22 protein-coding genes are annotated in these 18,770 nt (G+C 58.3%); 9 read left to right on the top strand and 13 right to left on the bottom strand.

Features of this window, described 5'->3' with window-relative positions; translation table 11 throughout:
• Positions 1-151: 151 nt before the first annotated feature.
• On the bottom strand, positions 152-2,053 hold the full coding sequence (locus IB250_RS12115) for a potassium transporter Kup (RefSeq protein WP_192344254.1): 1,902 nt from the start codon (positions 2,051-2,053) through the stop codon (positions 152-154).
• 290 nt (positions 2,054-2,343) lie between these two features.
• On the opposite strand from IB250_RS12115, the gene rimO reads away from it, so the two are divergent.
• The 6 genes from rimO (at position 2,344) to tsaA (ending at position 7,554) form a co-directional block, all read left to right on the top strand.
• Positions 2,344-3,681: a 30S ribosomal protein S12 methylthiotransferase RimO gene (rimO, locus tag IB250_RS12110; protein ID WP_123499342.1), complete on the top strand. Its 1,338-nt coding sequence runs from the start codon at positions 2,344-2,346 to the stop codon at positions 3,679-3,681.
• A gap of 111 nt (positions 3,682-3,792) precedes the next feature.
• Entirely contained in the window at positions 3,793-4,266 is a 474-nt protein-coding gene (locus tag IB250_RS12105; RefSeq protein ID WP_192344253.1) for a GNAT family N-acetyltransferase, read from the top strand.
• Between the two features lie 192 nt (positions 4,267-4,458).
• Positions 4,459-5,169 carry an rRNA pseudouridine synthase gene (locus tag IB250_RS12100; RefSeq protein WP_008072721.1) on the top strand — a complete coding sequence of 237 codons (711 nt, stop codon included), beginning with the start codon at positions 4,459-4,461 and terminating at the stop codon, positions 5,167-5,169.
• A 75-nt stretch (positions 5,170-5,244) separates the two neighbouring features.
• Positions 5,245-5,715 (top strand): DUF1456 family protein, encoded by a 471-nt coding sequence (locus tag IB250_RS12095; RefSeq protein ID WP_008010137.1) that lies wholly within the window; start codon positions 5,245-5,247, stop codon positions 5,713-5,715.
• 179 nt (positions 5,716-5,894) lie between these two features.
• The gene (locus IB250_RS12090; RefSeq protein ID WP_192344252.1) at positions 5,895-6,665 is read left to right on the top strand and encodes an SDR family oxidoreductase; all 771 of its coding nucleotides are present in this window, start codon (positions 5,895-5,897) and stop codon (positions 6,663-6,665) included.
• A gap of 184 nt (positions 6,666-6,849) precedes the next feature.
• The gene (gene tsaA / locus IB250_RS12085) at positions 6,850-7,554 is read left to right on the top strand and encodes a tRNA (N6-threonylcarbamoyladenosine(37)-N6)-methyltransferase TrmO (protein ID WP_192344251.1); all 705 of its coding nucleotides are present in this window, start codon (positions 6,850-6,852) and stop codon (positions 7,552-7,554) included.
• Between the two features lie 99 nt (positions 7,555-7,653).
• On the opposite strand, the gene fpr is transcribed toward tsaA, so the two are convergent.
• Positions 7,654-8,433 carry a ferredoxin-NADP reductase gene (gene fpr, locus IB250_RS12080; RefSeq protein WP_003443014.1) on the bottom strand — a complete coding sequence of 260 codons (780 nt, stop codon included), beginning with the start codon at positions 8,431-8,433 and terminating at the stop codon, positions 7,654-7,656.
• Positions 8,434-8,554: 121 nt separating this feature from the next.
• Between fpr and IB250_RS12075 the strand changes: the two genes are divergently transcribed.
• The gene (locus tag IB250_RS12075; protein ID WP_192344250.1) at positions 8,555-9,481 is read left to right on the top strand and encodes a LysR family transcriptional regulator; all 927 of its coding nucleotides are present in this window, start codon (positions 8,555-8,557) and stop codon (positions 9,479-9,481) included.
• On the opposite strand, the gene IB250_RS12070 is transcribed toward IB250_RS12075, so the two are convergent.
• From IB250_RS12070 to IB250_RS12060, 3 genes are all read right to left on the bottom strand, one after another.
• Positions 9,478-9,840: a diacylglycerol kinase gene (locus IB250_RS12070; RefSeq protein WP_192344249.1), complete on the bottom strand. Its 363-nt coding sequence runs from the start codon at positions 9,838-9,840 to the stop codon at positions 9,478-9,480. The genes IB250_RS12075 and IB250_RS12070 overlap by 4 nt on opposite strands.
• Positions 9,841-9,915: 75 nt before the next feature.
• Positions 9,916-10,566 carry a response regulator transcription factor ErdR gene (gene erdR / locus IB250_RS12065; protein ID WP_007907284.1) on the bottom strand — a complete coding sequence of 217 codons (651 nt, stop codon included), beginning with the start codon at positions 10,564-10,566 and terminating at the stop codon, positions 9,916-9,918.
• Positions 10,567-10,805: 239 nt separating this feature from the next.
• Positions 10,806-11,549, bottom strand: a complete 744-nt coding sequence (locus IB250_RS12060; protein ID WP_192344248.1) for a tRNA-uridine aminocarboxypropyltransferase — start codon at positions 11,547-11,549, stop codon at positions 10,806-10,808.
• Between the two features lie 189 nt (positions 11,550-11,738).
• Here IB250_RS12060 and IB250_RS12055 point away from each other — a divergent pair, with 189 nt between their 5' ends.
• On the top strand, positions 11,739-12,164 hold the full coding sequence (locus IB250_RS12055) for a PA3611 family quorum-sensing-regulated virulence factor (RefSeq protein WP_123499350.1): 426 nt from the start codon (positions 11,739-11,741) through the stop codon (positions 12,162-12,164).
• Here the strand turns inward: IB250_RS12055 and IB250_RS12050 are convergent, their stop codons facing one another.
• The gene (locus IB250_RS12050) at positions 12,165-12,359 is read right to left on the bottom strand and encodes a hypothetical protein (RefSeq protein ID WP_007907277.1); all 195 of its coding nucleotides are present in this window, start codon (positions 12,357-12,359) and stop codon (positions 12,165-12,167) included.
• A 488-nt stretch (positions 12,360-12,847) separates the two neighbouring features.
• Between IB250_RS12050 and IB250_RS12045 the strand changes: the two genes are divergently transcribed.
• A complete protein-coding gene (locus IB250_RS12045) occupies positions 12,848-13,966 on the top strand; it encodes a TIGR00730 family Rossman fold protein (protein ID WP_192344247.1) in 1,119 nt (372 codons plus the stop codon).
• A gap of 42 nt (positions 13,967-14,008) precedes the next feature.
• Here the strand turns inward: IB250_RS12045 and recX are convergent, their stop codons facing one another.
• From recX to IB250_RS12010, 7 genes are all read right to left on the bottom strand, one after another.
• Positions 14,009-14,476, bottom strand: a complete 468-nt coding sequence (gene recX / locus IB250_RS12040) for a recombination regulator RecX (RefSeq protein WP_008010154.1) — start codon at positions 14,474-14,476, stop codon at positions 14,009-14,011.
• 8 nt (positions 14,477-14,484) lie between these two features.
• The gene (recA, locus tag IB250_RS12035) at positions 14,485-15,537 is read right to left on the bottom strand and encodes a recombinase RecA (RefSeq protein ID WP_007907270.1); all 1,053 of its coding nucleotides are present in this window, start codon (positions 15,535-15,537) and stop codon (positions 14,485-14,487) included.
• 83 nt (positions 15,538-15,620) lie between these two features.
• Positions 15,621-16,121 (bottom strand): CinA family protein, encoded by a 501-nt coding sequence (locus IB250_RS12030; RefSeq protein WP_008072702.1) that lies wholly within the window; start codon positions 16,119-16,121, stop codon positions 15,621-15,623.
• A gap of 80 nt (positions 16,122-16,201) precedes the next feature.
• Positions 16,202-16,720 carry a lysis system i-spanin subunit Rz gene (locus IB250_RS12025; protein WP_192344246.1) on the bottom strand — a complete coding sequence of 173 codons (519 nt, stop codon included), beginning with the start codon at positions 16,718-16,720 and terminating at the stop codon, positions 16,202-16,204.
• A complete protein-coding gene (locus tag IB250_RS12020; protein ID WP_192344245.1) occupies positions 16,702-17,265 on the bottom strand; it encodes a glycoside hydrolase family 19 protein in 564 nt (187 codons plus the stop codon). Before IB250_RS12020 ends, IB250_RS12025 begins: the two co-directional genes overlap by 19 nt.
• A 10-nt stretch (positions 17,266-17,275) precedes the next feature.
• Positions 17,276-17,473: a hypothetical protein gene (locus tag IB250_RS12015; protein WP_192344244.1), complete on the bottom strand. Its 198-nt coding sequence runs from the start codon at positions 17,471-17,473 to the stop codon at positions 17,276-17,278.
• Between the two features lie 12 nt (positions 17,474-17,485).
• The gene (locus IB250_RS12010) at positions 17,486-18,694 is read right to left on the bottom strand and encodes a carbohydrate-binding protein CenC (protein ID WP_192344243.1); all 1,209 of its coding nucleotides are present in this window, start codon (positions 18,692-18,694) and stop codon (positions 17,486-17,488) included.
• Positions 18,695-18,770 lie beyond the last annotated feature (76 nt).

Below are 18,770 nucleotides of genomic sequence, written 5' to 3'. Positions count from 1 at the left end.
CGAAAGCGGACTGTCAGGCGACATCAATGTTGAATGTTGGTCCGTCTTCGCGAGCAAGCCCGCTCCCACAAGGGATCTCCTTGACTCCAAAAAATGTGGACACAAAAAAGCCCCCGCTACCTTCCTGGCAACGGGGGCTTTTTCATGTGGCTTACATCTCGACTTGCGTACCCAACTCAATCACCCGATTCAACGGCAAATTGAAGAACCGCAGATTACCGTTGGCATTCTTCAACATGAAGGCGAACAACGTCTCGCGCCAGCGGGCCATGCCTTCGAGTTTGGAGGCGATGACTGTCTCGCGGCTGAGGAAGTAGGTAGTGCGCATCGGGCTGAAATTCAGGTCATCCAGATGGCACAGCTTCAAGGCCTCAGGCACGTCCGGCTCGTCGGTGAAGCCGAAGTGCAGGATCACCCGGAAGAACCCTTCGCCGTAGGAATCGACCGCGAAACGCCGTTGCGGCGGGACGCGCGGGATGTCTTCGTACACCACTGTCAGCAACACTACTTGTTCGTGCAGCACCTGGTTATGCAGCAGGTTGTGCAACAGTGCGTGAGGCACGGCGTCCGGGCGGGCGGAGAGGAACACCGCCGTGCCCTGGACCCGATGCGGCGGTTGCACGCGGATGCTGCTGATGAAGATCGGCAGCGGCAACCCGCCCTCGTCCATTCGCTCCACCAGCAGTTGCTTGCCGCGTTTCCAAGTGGTCATCAACACGAACAGCACGATACCGGCAATCACCGGGAACGCACCGCCCTGAATGATTTTCGGCACGTTGGCGGCGAAGTACAGACCGTCTACCAACAGGAAACCCAGCAACACCGGAACAGCGAGGATCGGTGGCCACTTCCACAGCAGCAGCATCACCGCCGACACCAGGATGGTGGTCATCAGCATCGTGCCCGTCACCGCCACGCCGTAGGCCGAAGCCAACGCGCCGGAGGACTCGAAGCCCAGCACCAGGAGGATCACGCCAACCATTAGCGCCCAGTTCACCGCGCCGATATAGATCTGGCCTTGCTCGGCACTGGACGTGTGCTGGATGTGCATACGCGGGATGTAGCCGAGCTGAATCGCCTGACGAGTCAGGGAGAACGCACCAGAAATCACCGCCTGAGAGGCGATTACCGTGGCCAGGGTCGACAACCCCACCAATGGAATCAGCGCCCAGCTTGGTGCCAACAAGTAGAAAGGGTTACGGGCGGCTTCCGGATCACCGAGCAGCAACGCGCCCTGACCGAAGTAGTTCAGCACCAGGGCCGGCAGCACCAGAATGAACCAGGCCCGGGCGATCGGCTTGCGACCGAAGTGGCCCATGTCGGCGTACAACGCCTCGGCACCGGTCAATGCCAGCACCACAGCGCCAAGAATCGCGATCCCCATGCCCGGGTGGACCATGAAGAAGCGCACGCCCCACACCGGATTCATCGCCTGCAACACTTCCGGATGCTGACTGATGCCATACACGCCCAGCGCGCCCAGCACCAGAAACCAGGTGACCATGATTGGCCCGAACAGAATGCCGATCCGTGCCGTACCGTGACGCTGAATCAGGAACAATGCCACCAGCACGATCAACGACAGCGGCACCACCCAATGGTCGATGCCCTCGAATGCCAGCCCAAGGCCTTCAATCGCCGAGAGGACGGAAATCGCCGGGGTGATCATGCTATCGCCATAGAACAGCGCCGCGCCGATCAGCCCGCAGACCACCAGCAAGGTACGCAACTTCGCATGCCCCGCCGCTGCCCGCCGCGCCAGCGCGGTCAAGGCCATGATCCCGCCCTCACCCTGGTTGTCGGCACGCAGCACGAACATCATGTATTTGATCGAGACGACCCAGATCAGCGACCAGAAGATCAGCGCCAGAATGCCCAGCACGCCGTCATGGTTGACCGGCACGCCATAGCCACCGGAAAACACTTCTTTGAGGGTGTACAGCGGGCTCGTGCCGATATCGCCATAAACCACCCCGACTGCTGCGACCAGCATGCCGATCGGCTTCGCCGCCGAATGCTCGCTGACCGCCACCTGACTACTTGCCTGCCCCATCCAAAAACTCCTACTGCTCAGACTCGGACTTCTTATAAGAAGCACTATGCTTTGTGGCGCAGCATGCGCTGTTTTACGTGTTGTTACAGACGTTTTATTGACTGTAGAAAATCGGTAAAGCGTAAAGGCGCGAAGCATAGCGCAGCACTCGTCGCATTTCCCTGCATAAAGCTGGTCAAGTGCGCCTCTCATCGCTAGAATTGCGCACTTTTTGACCAGAGACGCAACATAGCGTCCGTCTGTCGCCTTGCCGACTTCGGCTGGAGGCGTCCCAAATACCGAGGTTAGACATGTCCACCACTCCTGCGCCGGCCAATCCAAAGGTTGGCTTCGTATCCCTGGGTTGCCCGAAAGCACTGGTCGACTCCGAGCGCATCCTTACCCAGCTGCGCATGGAAGGCTATGACGTTGTGTCCACCTATCAGGACGCCGACGTCGTGGTGGTCAACACCTGCGGCTTCATCGATTCGGCCAAGGCGGAGTCCCTGGAAGTGATCGGCGAAGCCATCAAGGAAAACGGCAAGGTCATCGTAACCGGCTGCATGGGCGTCGAAGAAGGCAACATTCGCAACGTGCACCCAAGCGTGCTGGCCGTGACCGGTCCGCAGCAGTACGAGCAAGTGGTCAACGCCGTGCATGACGCCGTGCCGCCGCGTCAGGATCACAACCCGCTGATCGACCTGGTACCGCCACAAGGCATCAAGCTGACTCCGCGCCACTACGCTTACCTGAAGATTTCCGAAGGCTGCAACCACAGCTGCAGCTTCTGCATCATCCCCTCGATGCGCGGCAAACTGGTCAGCCGCCCGGTCGGTGATGTACTGGACGAGGCTCAGCGCCTGGTCAAGGCCGGCGTCAAAGAGCTATTGGTGATTTCCCAGGACACCAGCGCCTACGGCGTCGACGTGAAATACCGCACCGGCTTCTGGAACGGCGCGCCGGTGAAAACCCGCATGACCGAACTCTGCGAAGCCCTCAGCACCCTCGGCGTCTGGGTACGTCTGCACTACGTCTACCCGTACCCACACGTCGACGAGCTGATCCCGCTGATGGCCGCCGGGAAAATCCTGCCGTACCTGGACATCCCGTTCCAGCACGCCAGCCCGAAAGTCCTCAAAGCCATGAAACGCCCGGCCTTCGAAGACAAGACCCTGGCGCGGATCAAGAACTGGCGCGAAATCTGCCCGGACCTGATCATCCGTTCGACCTTCATCGTCGGCTTCCCTGGCGAAACCGAAGAAGACTTCCAGTACCTGCTGAACTGGCTGACCGAAGCGCAGCTGGACCGCGTTGGTTGCTTCCAGTACTCGCCGGTCGAAGGCGCACCGGCCAACCTGCTGGACGCGGCCATTGTGCCGGACGACGTCAAGCAAGATCGTTGGGACCGCTTCATGGCGCACCAGCAGGCCATCAGCTCGGCGCGCCTGCAGATGCGCATCGGCCGTGAAATCGAAGTGCTGGTCGATGAAGTCGACGAGCAAGGCGCGGTCGGCCGTTGCTTCTTCGATGCCCCGGAAATCGACGGCAACGTGTTCATCGACAACGGCAGCAACTTGAAGCCGGGCGACAAAGTCTGGTGCAAAGTGACCGACGCCGACGAATACGACCTGTGGGCTGAACAGATCTAAACGCAAAAAATACGAAAAGCCCCGCTCTCTTGACGAGATGCGGGGCTTTTTTACGTCTATCGTTTTGTGAGAGAAGAACTCGCGTCATCCACGCAACAGAGGCCAGCGGGCATGCGCCAACACTCGGTCATTCACACACCGAAACAGAGCGACTACGAAGAACTCACCCAAGTGTGGGAAGCCTCGGTGCGCGCCACCCATGACTTTCTGCCCGACAGCTACATCGACCTGCTGAAGAATCTGGTGCTGACCCGCTACCTCGACGCGGTGATGCTGATCTGTACTAAAGACTCACGCCAGCGCATCACCGGGTTCGCCGGTGTGGCGGCGGGCAAGATCGAAATGCTCTTCATCGACCCGGCGCATCGTGGCAAAGGCCTGGGCAAGCAATTGCTGCGCTATGCCCTGGAACACCTGAACGCCGATGAGCTGGACGTCAATGAGCAGAATCCGCAGGCCTTGGGATTCTACTTCAAGCAGGGTTTTGAGGTGATCGGTCGCTCCGAGCACGACGGTATGGGTCAGCCGTATCCGTTGCTGCACATGCGCTTACGCCAAAACCAGCAACACTCGCAGCACGGCTGACACAACACAGAACAAAATGTGGGAGCGGGCTTGCTCGCGAATACGGTGTGTCATTCAACAGATAATTTGACTGATCTACCGCCTTCGCGAGCAAGCCCGCTCCCACAAAAAAGCCGCACGGCGCAAATGGAGCCGGGATTAACCGGCGTCCAGCAGGTACAATGCCCACCCCTTTTTTGTTACGGCCCTGTCATGACTGACCCGATTCGTCTCTCCAAACGCCTCATCGAACTCGTCGGCTGTTCCCGTCGGGAGGCTGAGCTGTTCATCGAGGGCGGCTGGGTCACCGTGGACGGCGAAGTCATCGACGAGCCGCAGTTCAAGGTCGACACCCAAAAAGTCGAGCTCGATCCCGAAGCCAAGGCCACTGCGCCGGAGCCCGTGACCATCCTGTTCAACGTCCCTGCGGGCATGGACGCGGAAACGGCCATGGCGACCATCAGCGCCGAAACCCTGAGCGAAGAACACCGCTACGGCAAACGCCCGCTCAAGGGCCACTTCCTGCGCCTGACCGCCAGCACCGATCTGCAGGCCAATGCCAGCGGTCTGCTGGTGTTCACCCAGGACTGGAAGATCCTGCGCAAACTCACTGCCGACTCCGCCAAAATCGAGCAAGAGTATGTGGTCGAGGTTGAAGGCGACATGGTGGCTCACGGCCTCAACCGCCTGAACCATGGCCTGACCTACAAGGGCAAGGAATTGCCGCCGGTCAAAGCCAGCTGGCAGAACGAAAACCGTCTGCGCTTTGCGATGAAGAACCCACAACCGGGCGTGATCGCCCTGTTCTGCCAGGCCGTCGGCCTGAAGGTCGTCGCCATCCGCCGCATCCGCATCGGCGGCGTGTCCATCGGCAAAGTGCCGTTGGGGCAATGGCGCTACCTGTCCGGCAAAGAGAAGTTCTAAGACTTTTCACGCCGCCCTACATTTCGGCGCCGCGGCTTATGCGACGCCCACTGCTGAATATCAGGATTGCACACCATGATTCATAACGACGTACTGCGCAGCGTGCGCTACATGCTCGACATCAGCGACAAGAAAGTCATCGAGATCATCAAGCTCGGCGGCATGGACGTGTCCATGGAAGACCTGCTGACGTACCTCGACAAGAAAGAGGAAGACGAGGAAGGCTTCGTACGCTGCCCGGACGAGGTCATGGCGCATTTCCTCGATGGCCTGGTGATTTTCAAGCGCGGCAAGGACGAAAGCCGTCCGCCGCAGCCGATCGAAGTGCCGGTGACCAACAACATCATCCTGAAGAAACTGCGCGTAGCCTTCGAACTGAAGGAAGACGACATGCACGCGATCCTCAAGGCGGCCGAGTTCCCGGTGTCCAAGCCTGAGCTGAGCGCGCTGTTCCGCAAGTTCGGCCACACCAACTACCGCACCTGCGGCGACCAGTTGCTGCGCAATTTCCTCAAGGGGCTGACCCTGCGCGTTCGCCCGCAGTAAATCGCCCACGAACCTGTAGGAGCACAGCTTGCTGGCGAAGGCGATCTTCAAAACGCCATCGCCAGCAAGCCGTGCTCCTACAGGGCTGTATAGACCCCCATTCCTCGCAAAAATAGTGGCTCCGCTTCCAGCGGCTGACGGCTAGGGTGTACTGACCCTTTGCCCTCAGGACTCGCCCTATGCACCCGTATTTTTCTCTCGCAGGCCGCACCGCTCTGGTGACCGGCGGCACCCGCGGTATCGGCAAAATGATCGCCAAGGCTTATGTCGAGGCTGGTGCCACTGTGTACGTGTGTGCCCGCGATGCCGACGCCTGTCAGCAAACTGCCAACGAACTCAGTGCCTTCGGGGTTTGTCACGCGGTAGCTGCCAACCTGGCCCATGAAGAAGGCGTCCAGCAATTGGCTGCGCACCTGAGTGAGCAGATCGGTCAGCTGGATATTCTGGTGAACAACGCCGGTACCACGTGGGGCGCACCGCTGGAGAATTACCCGGTCAAGGGCTGGGAAAAGGTCATGCAGCTGAACGTGACCTCGGTGTTCAACTGCATCCAGCAATTTCTGCCGCTGCTGCGCAAGGCCGGTTCGGCGGCGAATCCGGCACGGATCATCAACATTGGTTCGGTCGCCGGGATTTCATCCTTCGGCGAACAGGCGTATGCCTACGGCCCGAGCAAGGCTGCCCTGCATCAACTGTCGCGGATTCTGGCGCGGGAGCTGGTGAGCCAACACATCAACGTCAATGTGATTGCACCGGGACGGTTCCCGAGCAAGATGACGCAGCACATTGGCAATGATGAGCAGGCGTTGGCGGAGGATACGGCGCTGATTCCGATGAAGCGCTGGGGCCGGGAGGAAGAGATGGCTGCCTTGGCGATCAGTTTGGCGAGTACGGCAGGCGCGTATATGACTGGGAATATTATTCCTTTGGATGGTGGGTTCAGCCTTTAATCCGTGGTGCGGCCTTCGCGAGCAAGCCCGCTCCCACATTGGATCTCCTGTGGCCGCACCATTTGTGGCCAGCATCAATCCAGTGTGGGAGCGGGCTTGCTCGCGAAGGCGATCTGTCAGTCACCGCCGACCCAAGGGTCAATCGGGTATCATGCCCGCCCACACCCCGCCTCGACCCCAAACCATGACCTACAGCGTTTCCCCCATCGGCTTCGTGCGCTCCTGCTTCAAGGAGAAGTTCGCCATTCCGCGCCAACCGCAACTGGCCCCGGCCGCTCGAGGCGTGCTGGAACTGGTGGCGCCGTTCGATCAGGGTGATGCGGTGCAGGGGCTGGAGCAGGTCAGTCATGTCTGGCTGCTGTTCCTGTTCCATCAGGCCCTGGAAGAAAAGCCACGCCTGAAAGTCCGCCCCCCCCGTCTGGGCGGCAACAAATCCATGGGCGTATTTGCCACTCGGGCAACGCATCGACCCAATGGCATCGGTCAATCGGTGGTCAAACTGGACAAAGTCGAAGCCAATCGGCTGTGGATCTCCGGCATCGACCTACTCGACGGGACGCCGATTCTCGACATCAAACCCTACGTGCCCTACGCCGACATCATCGACACGGCATCCAACAGCATCGCCAGCGCCCCGCCATCGCTGATTCCCGTGCAGTGGACAGACTCAGCACTGCAACAGGCTCACGGCCACGCTCAGCGGCTTGATGAGCCCTTGGTCGAGCTGATCGAACAATGCCTGGCACAAGACCCACGTCCGGCGTACCAGATTCCTACGCCAGAAAGGGAATACGGCGCGCAGTTCTGGGATGTGGATGTGCGCTGGCATTACCCCACGCCTGACCTGATCCGCGTGCTCGAAGTCATTCCCGTATCCAATCCGGCATAAAAAAAGCCCCCATTGCCTGCACAGGCAATGGGGGCTGATCGTTCCCACGCTCCGCGTGGGAATGCATCCAGTGACGCTCTGCGTCACCCAAACAACGGCTTACTTCTCGACGAACGCACGCTCGATCAGGTAATCACCCGGCTCGCGCATCCGCGGCGAAACTTTCAGGCCGAAGCTGTTCAACACTTCGCTGGTCTCGTCGAGCATGCTCGGGCTACCGCACAGCATGGCGCGGTCGTCCTGCGGGTTGATCGGTGGCAGACCGATGTCGCTGAACAGCTTGCCGCTGCGCATCAGGTCGGTCAGGCGGCCTTCGTTCTCGAATGGCTCGCGGGTCACGGTCGGGTAGTAGATCAACTTGTCACGCAGGGCTTCGCCGAAGAACTCGTTCTGCGGCAGGTGCTCGGTGATGAACTCGCGGTAAGCGACTTCATTGACGTAACGCACGCCGTGGCACAGGATCACTTTTTCGAAACGCTCGTAGGTTTCCGGGTCCTGGATGACGCTCATGAACGGCGCCAGACCGGTACCGGTGCTGAGCAGGTACAAATGTTTGCCCGGCTTCAAGTCATCCAGCACCAGGGTGCCGGTAGGCTTTTTGCTGATGATGATCTCGTCGCCTTCCTTCAGATGCTGCAACTGGGAAGTCAGCGGGCCATCAGGCACTTTGATGCTGAAGAACTCGAGATGCTCTTCCCAGTTCGGGCTGGCAATCGAGTAAGCGCGCATAAGCGGGCGGCCGTTGGGCTGTTGCAGGCCGATCATCACGAACTGACCGTTCTCGAAGCGCAGGCCCGGATCGCGGGTGCACTTGAAGCTGAACAGAGTGTCGTTCCAGTGGTGAACACTGAGGACACGCTCGTGGTTCATGTTGCTCATGTACGTGGGACTCCTGGAGATTTGCCTGCGCCGATGATGTGCGCAATTGCAGCGCATTCTAATGGCAGCGACAATATCTGTTAACTGGATTATTAAGATAAGGGTTATCGGTTATATCGATATGCGATTTACTCTCCGTCAACTTCAAGTATTCGTCGCCGTCGCCCAGCAGGAAAGCGTATCCCGTGCTGCATTGACGCTCAACCTCTCACAATCGGCGGCGAGCACTTCAATCACCGAGCTGGAGCGTCAGTGCAGCTGCCAACTGTTCGATCGCGCCGGCAAACGGCTGAGCCTCAACGCCCTCGGCAAACAACTGTTGCCGCAGGCGGTGGCCCTGCTCGACCAGGCCAAGGAGATCGAAGACTTGCTCAACGGCAAGTCCGGTTTCGGCTCTTTGGCGGTCGGCGCGACCCTGACCATCGGCAATTACCTCGCCACTCTACTGATCGGCAGCTTCATGCAGCGTCATCCGGAAAGCCAGGTGAAGCTGCATGTGCAGAACACTGCCAACATCGTGCAACAGGTCGCGCATTATGAAATTGATCTGGGTCTAATCGAAGGCGACTGCAGCCATCCGGACATCGAAGTGCAGAGTTGGGTCGAAGATGAGCTGGTGGTGTTCTGTGCGCCTCAGCACCCCTTGGCCAAACGTGGCATTGCGACCATGGAGGCGCTGAGTCATGAGGCGTGGATTCTCCGCGAACAAGGCTCGGGCACACGGCTGACGTTCGACCAGGCCATGCGACACCATCGCAGCGCGCTGAACATTCGCCTGGAGCTGGAACACACCGAAGCGATCAAGCGCGCGGTGGAATCAGGTTTGGGGATTGGCTGCATTTCGCGCCTGGCGCTGCGCGATGCGTTCCGCCGCGGCAGCCTGGTGCCCGTGGAAACACCGGATCTGGACCTGGCGCGGCAGTTCTATTTCATCTGGCACAAACAGAAATATCAGACATCGGCGATGCGCGAATTCCTCGAACTGTGCCGCGCGTTCACCGCCGGGGTTCAGCGCAGCGACGAGATCGTCCTGCCCACCATCGCTTAAAGCAGAATCACCGCCCACACCAGCGCGATCATGCTCAACGCCACTAATTGAGCAGCGCTGCCCATGTCCTTGGCGTTCTTGGACAGTGGGTGCAACTCAAGGGAAATGCGGTCGATGGCCGCTTCCACCGCCGAATTGAGCAGCTCGACGATCAAGGCCAACAGGCAGACCGCAATCAGCAGCGCCTGCTCGACACGGCTGACGTTGAGGATGAATGACAACGGAATCAGGATGGCATTAAGCAACACCAGTTGCCGGAAGGCTGCTTCACCGGTGAAGGCCGCGCGCAGGCCGTCCAGGGAGTAACCAGAGGCGTTGAGAATGCGTTTGAGGCCGGTCTGGCCTTTGAAAGGTGACATAAAGTAGGCAACTGACCAAAAAGGAGTGGGAAAGCTAGATGAAGCAAAGTCAAAAAAGCGTGAACACGTAGCTCCTTAGTTGCTCGAAATTGACTCAAGTTGTTGCAAGAGCAGCGCTGCCTGAGTCCGGGTCCGCACATTCAGCTTACGGAAAATGGCCGTGACGTGGGCCTTGATCGTCGCTTCGGAAACACTCAACTCATAAGCAATCTGCTTGTTCAGCAAACCTTCACAGACCATGGTCAACACCCGGAATTGCTGGGGTGTCAGGCTGGCAAGGCCTTCGCTGGCGGCCTTGGCTTCGGCGGAAACGCTGACCGCTTCGAAGGCCTGGGGCGGCCAGAAAACGTCGCCATCCAGCACCGCGCGTACGGCTTTCTGAATGACGCTCAAATCACTGGACTTGGGAATGAAACCGCTGGCGCCGAATTCACGGGATTTCACCATGATCGATGCTTCTTCCTGAGCCGACACCATCACCACCGGAATCTGCGGGTACTGCCCACGCAACAGCACCAACCCGGAAAAACCGTAAGCCCCCGGCATGTTCAGGTCCAGCAATACCAGATCCCAGTCGGCCTTTTCGTCCAGACGGGTTTCCAGCTCGGCAATGCTCGCCACTTCCACCAGACGGACATCCGGGCCCAGGCCCAGGGTCAACGCTTGATGCAGGGCGCTACGAAAAAGAGGGTGGTCATCGGCAATCAGGATTTCGTATGTGGCCATTTTTCAAATGATCCTGTTTTTTTATGGGACGCCTGATGCATTCAGGCCTCGCCAAAACAACTCGAGGTGCAGCCACGCAGCAGCACCAACAGGGCACGTTCAACGCCAATTACGTAAAAAAAGCAGCGTTTCAAACCTTGGCCGCGCCCTAATCGGCGCCAAGCATGCCCAGCGAAACCGGGGTGGTCAAGTTGCGTGGCCCTGCCAGCGAACCTGGTTCCTTGCAGTATGGGCGATGCTCAGCAGATGACGGGCGCCGCGTGCTGTACAAAGGGCATCAGCTCGGCGTGGGCCGGTGTTGCAACATTCATCTCCAGCTGATGTTTAGCGTCCAGGTAATGCTGGCTGAACACATCAAAATAAGCGTCCAGCGCCGAGGCAGCGTCTGTATCACCTGCAAGATCGAGGCACAGCGCCGCCACTTCGGCCGTGCACAGGTGCTCGCTGCGAGTGGACCTGCGTAACCGGTACCGTGAAAGCTTCTCGGGAAGCAGGCTCAGAATCGGGAACCCATCAAAATAGGGGCTTTTGCGGAAAATCTTCCGGGCTTCGGTCCAGGTGGCGTCCAGCAGAATGAACAATGGGCGCTTGGTGCTATCGACCTCGACGCTGTGGGTAACTCGCTCAGGCTCGACGTATTCGCCAGGAAACACCAGATAGGGTTGCCATTGCGGGTCGGCCAACAGCGCCAGCAGTTGTTCATCGATTTCCGTGCGCGACCAGATGAATGCGTGGTTGTCGCGCACCACATCGGCAATCAGCCAACCGGTATTGCTCGGTTTGAATACTTCTTTATTGGTCATGATCAGGCACACGCCGCTACGGGTGTCGACCTGCGGGCGCCAGGCACACAGGCAGTGACTCTCGATCACACGGCAGGCACGGCAACGGGTTGCTCGCCAACCACGGGCCTGAATCGGCTTGATACCCTCTTCCTCTCGCTGATCGCGCAAGCGGGCTACGGCGTTGGGGGCGTGGTTCATCGTTGGCAACACCGGCAGACAGGAAAACTCGACACAAACGGTACTCGGCAAGGCAATAAAGGCCAGCAGTTTATCAGAGCGGCCGGCGCAAGCCTGTACCGTCCAGGCCGCCTCCCCTATAATTCGCCGCCACTGAACGCACAGTCACGTGACGGGTCGAACCACCAGTCACTGAACCAGGAGAGTTTCATGCTGCGCCTTATCGTTCCCACCGCTGCCATTCTGCTGGCGTCGTCCTTCAATGCTCAGGCTGCTTCCTTGAGTGAGCAGAATCTGAACAGAGAGCTGCGAAACGTCGCCGTACAAAGCAGTGTCGGCACTCCACGGGCGATCAACGAAGACCTTCTGGATCAGGGTTATACCGTCGAAGGCAATCAGCTGATCAATCATCTGAGCGTTCAGAGCAGCCACGCCGACAAAATGCGCGCCGATCCGAAAGCCGTGTACTTCCAGCTTGGCGCCTCCGTCTGCCGAAACGAGGGGTTCCGCAAGCTGATGGCCAAGGGGGCGGTCATGCGTTATGACTTCACCGAAGTGAAAACCAACCGCCCGGTCGGCTCCGCAAGCTTCCAGGAATCGGATTGCCCGAAAGCCACACCGGCCAAGAAAAAGTAATCAACGAGAATTGGCGCGCCGCTGTTCATCCTCGGCGCGCAGTTCCGCCAACAACGCCTGCAAGTAGCGCGAACGTCGCTCCCCACCCTCCAGACGCCGGCAGCACTCCTCTTCGAGACTCAAATGATTGGTCTCGGCTGACAACTTCAGCAATCGATACAGTTGCGCATCGATTTCCAGAGTGACTCTGGGCATGGTTTCCCGCCTCCGTGCACGCATTGATCGTCGTTGATCACGCGAAAAATCCCTGAATTGCTTGAACGTTGCGTCCTGCCATTGACGCAAAGTTGTCGTGTCACGCCTGTAACTTAGTAAATCAGAGCGCAGGACAAACGGCTTGCGTTCAGACGAGCGGTGAAAGCACCTTGCAAATCGTCAATAAGCGATTGCCAGGAAAGACTTTGCGGCGCAATGATCAAGCAGCAAAAATCGTCGCGAGGGTCTAAATTCAAAGTGTTCATGTGGTTTTTTTCAGGGCAGAAAAGGGGCTGCCCATTGCGTGTCTTATTGTGCGAACGTTTCTTTCATTCAAGGGATAAGCAGAGCCCGTATGGATGGCTCGATTGCAACCGAGTCAGGTGGAGCGCCCAGGCAAGGGCTTGGGCAGACAGCGACACAAGGGGTGTCGCGGCGCCGACGATTGTTTTGTCGGGCCAAGGGTTCTGTGCAGAAGGAGAAGTTGAATGCCTTACCAACCGAATGACCTCCTGAGCCGTCATTTTCAAGAAAGCGGCCACGACCTCACCAGCAAGGTCGAAGAACAACTCAACCTGGTTTCACCCAACAGCCCCAACATCCCGATTTACCGCGACATGATCCTGACTGTGCTGCGCATGGCCCAGGAAGATCACAACCGCTGGAATGCCAAGATCACCCTGCAAACCTTGCGCGAACTCGAACATGCCTTCCGTGTGATGGAGCAGTTCAAGGGACGACGCAAAGTCACTGTTTTCGGCTCGGCCCGCACGCCGATAGAACACCCACTGTATGGTTTGGCCCGAGAGCTTGGCGCCGCACTGGCGCGCTCGGACATGATGGTCATCACCGGTGCCGGCGGCGGTATCATGGCGGCGGCCCATGAAGGTGCCGGCCTGGAACACAGCTTGGGATTCAATATCACCCTGCCCTTCGAGCAACATGCCAATCCCACGGTCAATGGCACCGGGAATCTACTGCCCTTCCACTTTTTCTTTACCCGCAAGCTGTTCTTCGTCAAGGAAGCCGATGCGCTGGTCCTGTGCCCAGGCGGTTTTGGTACGCTGGATGAAGCGCTGGAAGTGCTGACCCTGATTCAGACGGGCAAAAGCCCATTGGTGCCCGTGGTTCTACTGGATGCGCCGGGCGGCAAGTTCTGGCAAGGCGCGCTGGACTTCATTCATCATCAACTGGAGGAAAATCGCTACATCCTGCCAACCGACATGAAGCTGTTGAGTCTGGTCTACAGTGCCGAAGAGGCAGTGGAGCAGATCAATCAGTTCTACAGCAACTTCCACTCCAGCCGCTGGCTCAAGCATCAGTTCGTGATTCGCATGAACCACAAACTCAGCGACCGGGCGCTCGAACACATGCAGGAGGCATTCGCCGACCTGTGCCTGAGCGACCATTTCCATCAGCACGCCTACAGCGGTGAGGAGCACGACGAAGCACAGTTCAGCCATCTGGCGCGACTGGCCTTCACCTTCAACGCCCGTGATCATGGCCGTCTGCGGGAGCTAGTGGATTACATCAACCTGCCGGAAAACTGGGCCCAGTCCAAACCCCAGGCGCAACAACGCACACGGGAACCGTCCAAGGTAACGTGAGGCAAAAAAAACGGCCCGCTATCGAAATAGCGAGCCGTTCATTCAATCGTCCATCCCTCGGCCACTGAACAAGCGGCTGATCATTTCCATGGAATATCCCCGATAACTCAGGAACCTGCCCTGTTTGGCACGTTCCCGGGCGTCTATCGGTAAGTGCCCGGAGAATTTTCGCCGCCAGGTATCTTCCAGTTGTTCCTGCCAGTTGATACCGCTCTCGCGCAAGGCGAGTTCGATATCGGTACGTTGCAGACCGCGCTGGCTCAACTCTTCGCGAATTCGCAAAGGGCCATAACCGGAACGGGCGCGGTAGGAAACGAAGCTCTCGAGGTAACGGGACTCGGACAACAGGCCCTCTTCCGTCAAGCGGTCGAGTGCTGTGTCGATCATTTCAGGGAGGGCGCCGCGCTGACGCAGTTTACGCGTCAGCTCGACTCGACCATGCTCGCGTCGCGCGAGCAGGTCCATTGCGGTTCGCCGCACCGCGACGAGTGTATCGAGTACGGCGGTCATCGGATCAATCAGATATCAGCGTCAGCCAGGTCATCAGCCGTCTCTTTGACCGGCGATGCTTTGACGTCCGGCGCTGGGGTCAGCAACTTGTCACGCAGTTGCTTCTCGAGCTTGGCGGCGATTTCTGGATTGTCTGCCAGGAACTTGGCCGAGTTGGCCTTGCCCTGACCGATCTTGGTGCCTTCGTAGGCATACCATGCACCGGATTTCTCGACGAAACCGTGCAGAACACCCAGGTCGATCATCTCACCGTTGAGGTAGATGCCCTTGCCGTAAAGAATCTGGAACTCGGCCTGACGGAACGGCGAAGCCACCTTGTTCTTCACAACCTTGACGCGGGTTTCGCTACCGACGACTTCATCACCTTCTTTCACCGCGCCAGTACGGCGGATGTCCAGACGAACCGATGCGTAGAACTTCAGCGCGTTACCACCGGTGGTGGTTTCCGGGCTGCCGAACATCACGCCGATTTTCATACGGATCTGGTTGATGAAGATCACCAGGCAGTTGGCGTTCTTGATGTTACCGGTGATTTTACGCAGCGCCTGGGACATCAGACGGGCTTGCAGGCCCACGTGCATGTCGCCCATTTCGCCTTCGATTTCAGCTTTTGGCACCAGAGCGGCCACGGAGTCGACGATGATCACGTCTACCGCGTTGGAACGCACCAGCATGTCGGTGATTTCCAGGGCCTGCTCGCCGGTGTCCGGCTGGGAAACCAGCAGGTCGTCGACGTTGACGCCCAATTTGCCGGCGTACTCAGGGTCGAGGGCGTGTTCGGCGTCGACGAATGCGCAGGTCGCGCCGGCTTTTTGAGCCTGGGCGATCACCGACAGTGTCAGGGTGGTTTTACCGGAGGATTCAGGACCGTAGATCTCAACGATACGGCCTTTTGGCAGACCGCCAATGCCGAGCGCGATGTCCAGACCCAGAGAGCCAGTGGAAATAGCCGGGATCGCCTGACGGTCCTGATCGCCCATACGCATTACGGCACCCTTGCCGAATTGACGTTCGATCTGACCCAGGGCCGCAGCCAAGGCTTTCTTCTTGTTGTCGTCCATTAAAGTCCTCACGTAATCAATAAGGCCTGACGGCCAACACCTGTATAAGTAGCCAGTATTATTCCACAGCGTTTCAGGATCGCCTACCCCTGATTTGAGATTTCTCCAGCGGCATGGCGCAGCAGCCCCTCTAGCGCGGCCTTCACCGTTTGTCGGCGGACCTCATCACGGTTACCGGCAAAGTATTGCACCTCGCTGAACACCTGCTCACCCACGCCCCAGGCCAGCCACACGGTGCCCACGGGCTTGCTCGGCGAACCGCCGTCCGGCCCGGCCACACCGCTGACCGCCACGGCAAAACGCGCCCGGCTTTTTTCCTGCGCGCCGCGGACCATGGCCTCGACCACCTCGCGACTGACCGCCCCGACAGTTGGAAACAACTCAGCCGGGACATCCAGTTGCTGGGTTTTCTGACGGTTGGAGTAGGTGACATAACCGGCCTCAAACCACGCCGAACTCCCCGGAATACGGGTGATCGCCTCGGCAATCCCGCCACCGGTACAGGATTCGGCGGTGGTGACGTGGGCATTGAGAACCTGCAAGCGTCTGCCAAGTTCAGCGGCCAGCTGAGTGATATCTTTCACGGCTCTCTCCTGATCGAGCGGAATGAGGCCTACCGTACACGAGCCGATCACGCTTGCAAGGTTCAGGATCGATCAAAATGTTAGCGAACGAGGGCTCTGACATAGGCCTGACACGCCTGCAGGGCAATCAGCCCGCTATCGCCTGCGTCGGTGATGGCGATAATTCGTTGAGCATGCGCCGGGTCAAGTCGGGCTCGCGGGGCGCCATGATCCACGCCGCCGGCGCTGGAGGCGGCTGGCACTGCACAGGTTGCGGCAGCGTCATGGGCATCGAGGAGGACTGACAAGCGCACATCAGTAGTGGCAAGACGATCGCGCAAGCGACCTTGATCACGTTCGGCATCGCTAAGCGCTCGATAATGGGTTTGCTCACTGGCCGAAAGCCGCTGTTCCAGGGCCAGATGCTTGTTCTGCTCGGCCTGTTGCTGGGTAGCGGCGGCCAGAGTCAGTTGATTGAGGGTCTCGGCGTGCAGCCTGGCCTGCTCCGCCAGTTGCCGGCCGTAGCGCCAATCCTGAAACTGCCAAGCCAATGCCGCCGAACAACCGGCCAACACCAGCAGACCGATCAGTCGCCAGCCGATCAGACCGAAGGCTGGCATAACACCGCCCTCGCCCGCGCCCAGATTTCCAGACGATCCTGCAAGCCGTTCAACCCACCGTTGATACGGCGGGTGATGCTGTTGAACTGATCGCGGTCGGCCAATTCATTCAAGCCGTTCTGCTCCCAGAACCAGGCTGCTGATTCGGCCGCCCATTGGGGCTGTTCCAGTAGTTCAGGTTGGGACAGCAGACGTTCATCACCGAACAGGCCAAGGCTGCATTGCCAGTAGTTGTTGCGGCCGGTGATCTGGATCAGGCCTCGGCCACGGTACTTTTGACCGTCGCCATCGGGTTCTGGAGTGTTGCCCAAGCGGGCGGCCAGGGTGCCGGTGTCGTATTTGCTCAGGTATTGAGTGCTGCCCAGTTCACGCACGTACTGTAATTGCCCCGATTCGTGACCGACTTGTGCGAGGAAGGCGGCGATGCGTTTGGGGGTGTTGATGTTGCGGTGAGACATGGCGGTGTTCAGGGCGGAAATGAAAACGCCCGCTTGGTGGCGGGCGTTGGGTATGATGCTTTGTAGTTGTTGCTGCGTAACGGTCATAGAACCCCAGTCAGATAATCCGTTTAAAAAAACCGAAAACACTTTGCTCTGCTCCCTTGCTTCCCTGAAGCGATTCCATCGGCAAAGGATCACCTCCCGATGAAACCCAGTCCAGATAATCAAGCCAGTCTCGATTATCCGGATCTTGAGGAATAAAGGCTGAGTCAGAAAGACGAAGTACGCCGTTGGCAGTTAGTTGATAGCTCATCGTGTTCGATTCCTATAGTTCAGCGTCAGCTGTCCATTCAAGCTGTAACGTTTGACCCGGCACGCTTCCGACTGCGGTAACTGTTGCAAACGACATGCTTCGATTCGTCAGGCTTTGAAGGGTCGTCCCTGTGCAGGCCCTGCCCAGTGTCAGGTTCCAGACCTGATTGCTGTTTTCTCCAGGACAAAACGCCAACACAGTTGGCTGAGCCCTTTTCTGTACCAGGAAGCCAATCGTCATTCCATATTGACCGGTATTCCCTGCCGGGATCTGAGTAAAGGTCGACAAGCACGTATTTGAACCATTACCTGCTTGCACCGGGAGCCAGGTATTAAAAGACTTTTCGTAATACCGCTGACAATTGATCAGCTCTTGGGCCGCCGTGCGATATTCAAACGGCGTCGCAATTGGCCCTTCTTCGAGCTGGACCTGCGCCAGATCAACCGTTTGCAATGCGTTCAGCGGCAAGTCGAAGGCCAGGCGCAAATAGTCACCGTTGGTGTTACCCAACATTTTTCCGGCGAGCGAGGGGACCTGGAAGGTCGTGGTATACAGCGCCCATGAAGTTGTCAGCAGAAAATCACCGACGTTTTTTTCAACAGATTCCGAACCGCTTGGTCCGAAGTACTGGGCAATGTTTACCTTCAATGGTCGTGCCCCATCGGATTTCGCCCAGAAGGACACTGTGGCGGTTTTTCCGGCCAGGGTTCTGACCGATTCGATGTTCTGGGAAATCTTGTGAATAGTAGCGCCGGTGCCGGCAGTCACTTGTTGCCACCGAAGAAAGTATCGTGGTTCATCCGGTACTTCGGTTTGCCCCAATACAAAACCCTGTCGGGAAATATTGACCCCGGCATTTCCGTTCCAGTCGCAACGGAAACGATCAGCCACGTACCCTCCCGTGTTAGGCGCAAGGTTCGCAGCACCGCGCTGCCAAATATCAAAACCACCGTTAATCAGCAGGTTTCTACGATAGACCTGAACCGGAAAATGTTGCAGGGGGTCAGGTTTCGAGAGTTGCCTGATCGCCATTGCCAGTTGATTGTTCTGATCTTCTGTCGGGGTTAAACCCGCTTCATTAATCGCGCTCAAAATCTCTTGTGTAACAGCATTCCCCCAACTTGCAGGAATTAGCGAACCCGGGGTCCCGGCGATCGGATCTTCGTCCACAAACTGTCCGTTAACCATCCCGGCGCTGGGTACGCTCTTTGGATATTCCATTTGTTTTGATTCCTGTATTACCTGACAAAGCCCAGCGCACGCATGTCAAAACGATCAGAAAAAACGCGTTGGCAGA

The sequence above is a fragment of the Pseudomonas sp. PDM09 genome (assembly GCF_014852305.1).
Taxonomy (GTDB): Bacteria; Pseudomonadota; Gammaproteobacteria; order Pseudomonadales; family Pseudomonadaceae; genus Aquipseudomonas.
The sequence above is the reverse complement of the archived record's forward strand: the minus strand, read 5'-3'. Positions and strand labels throughout refer to the sequence as shown.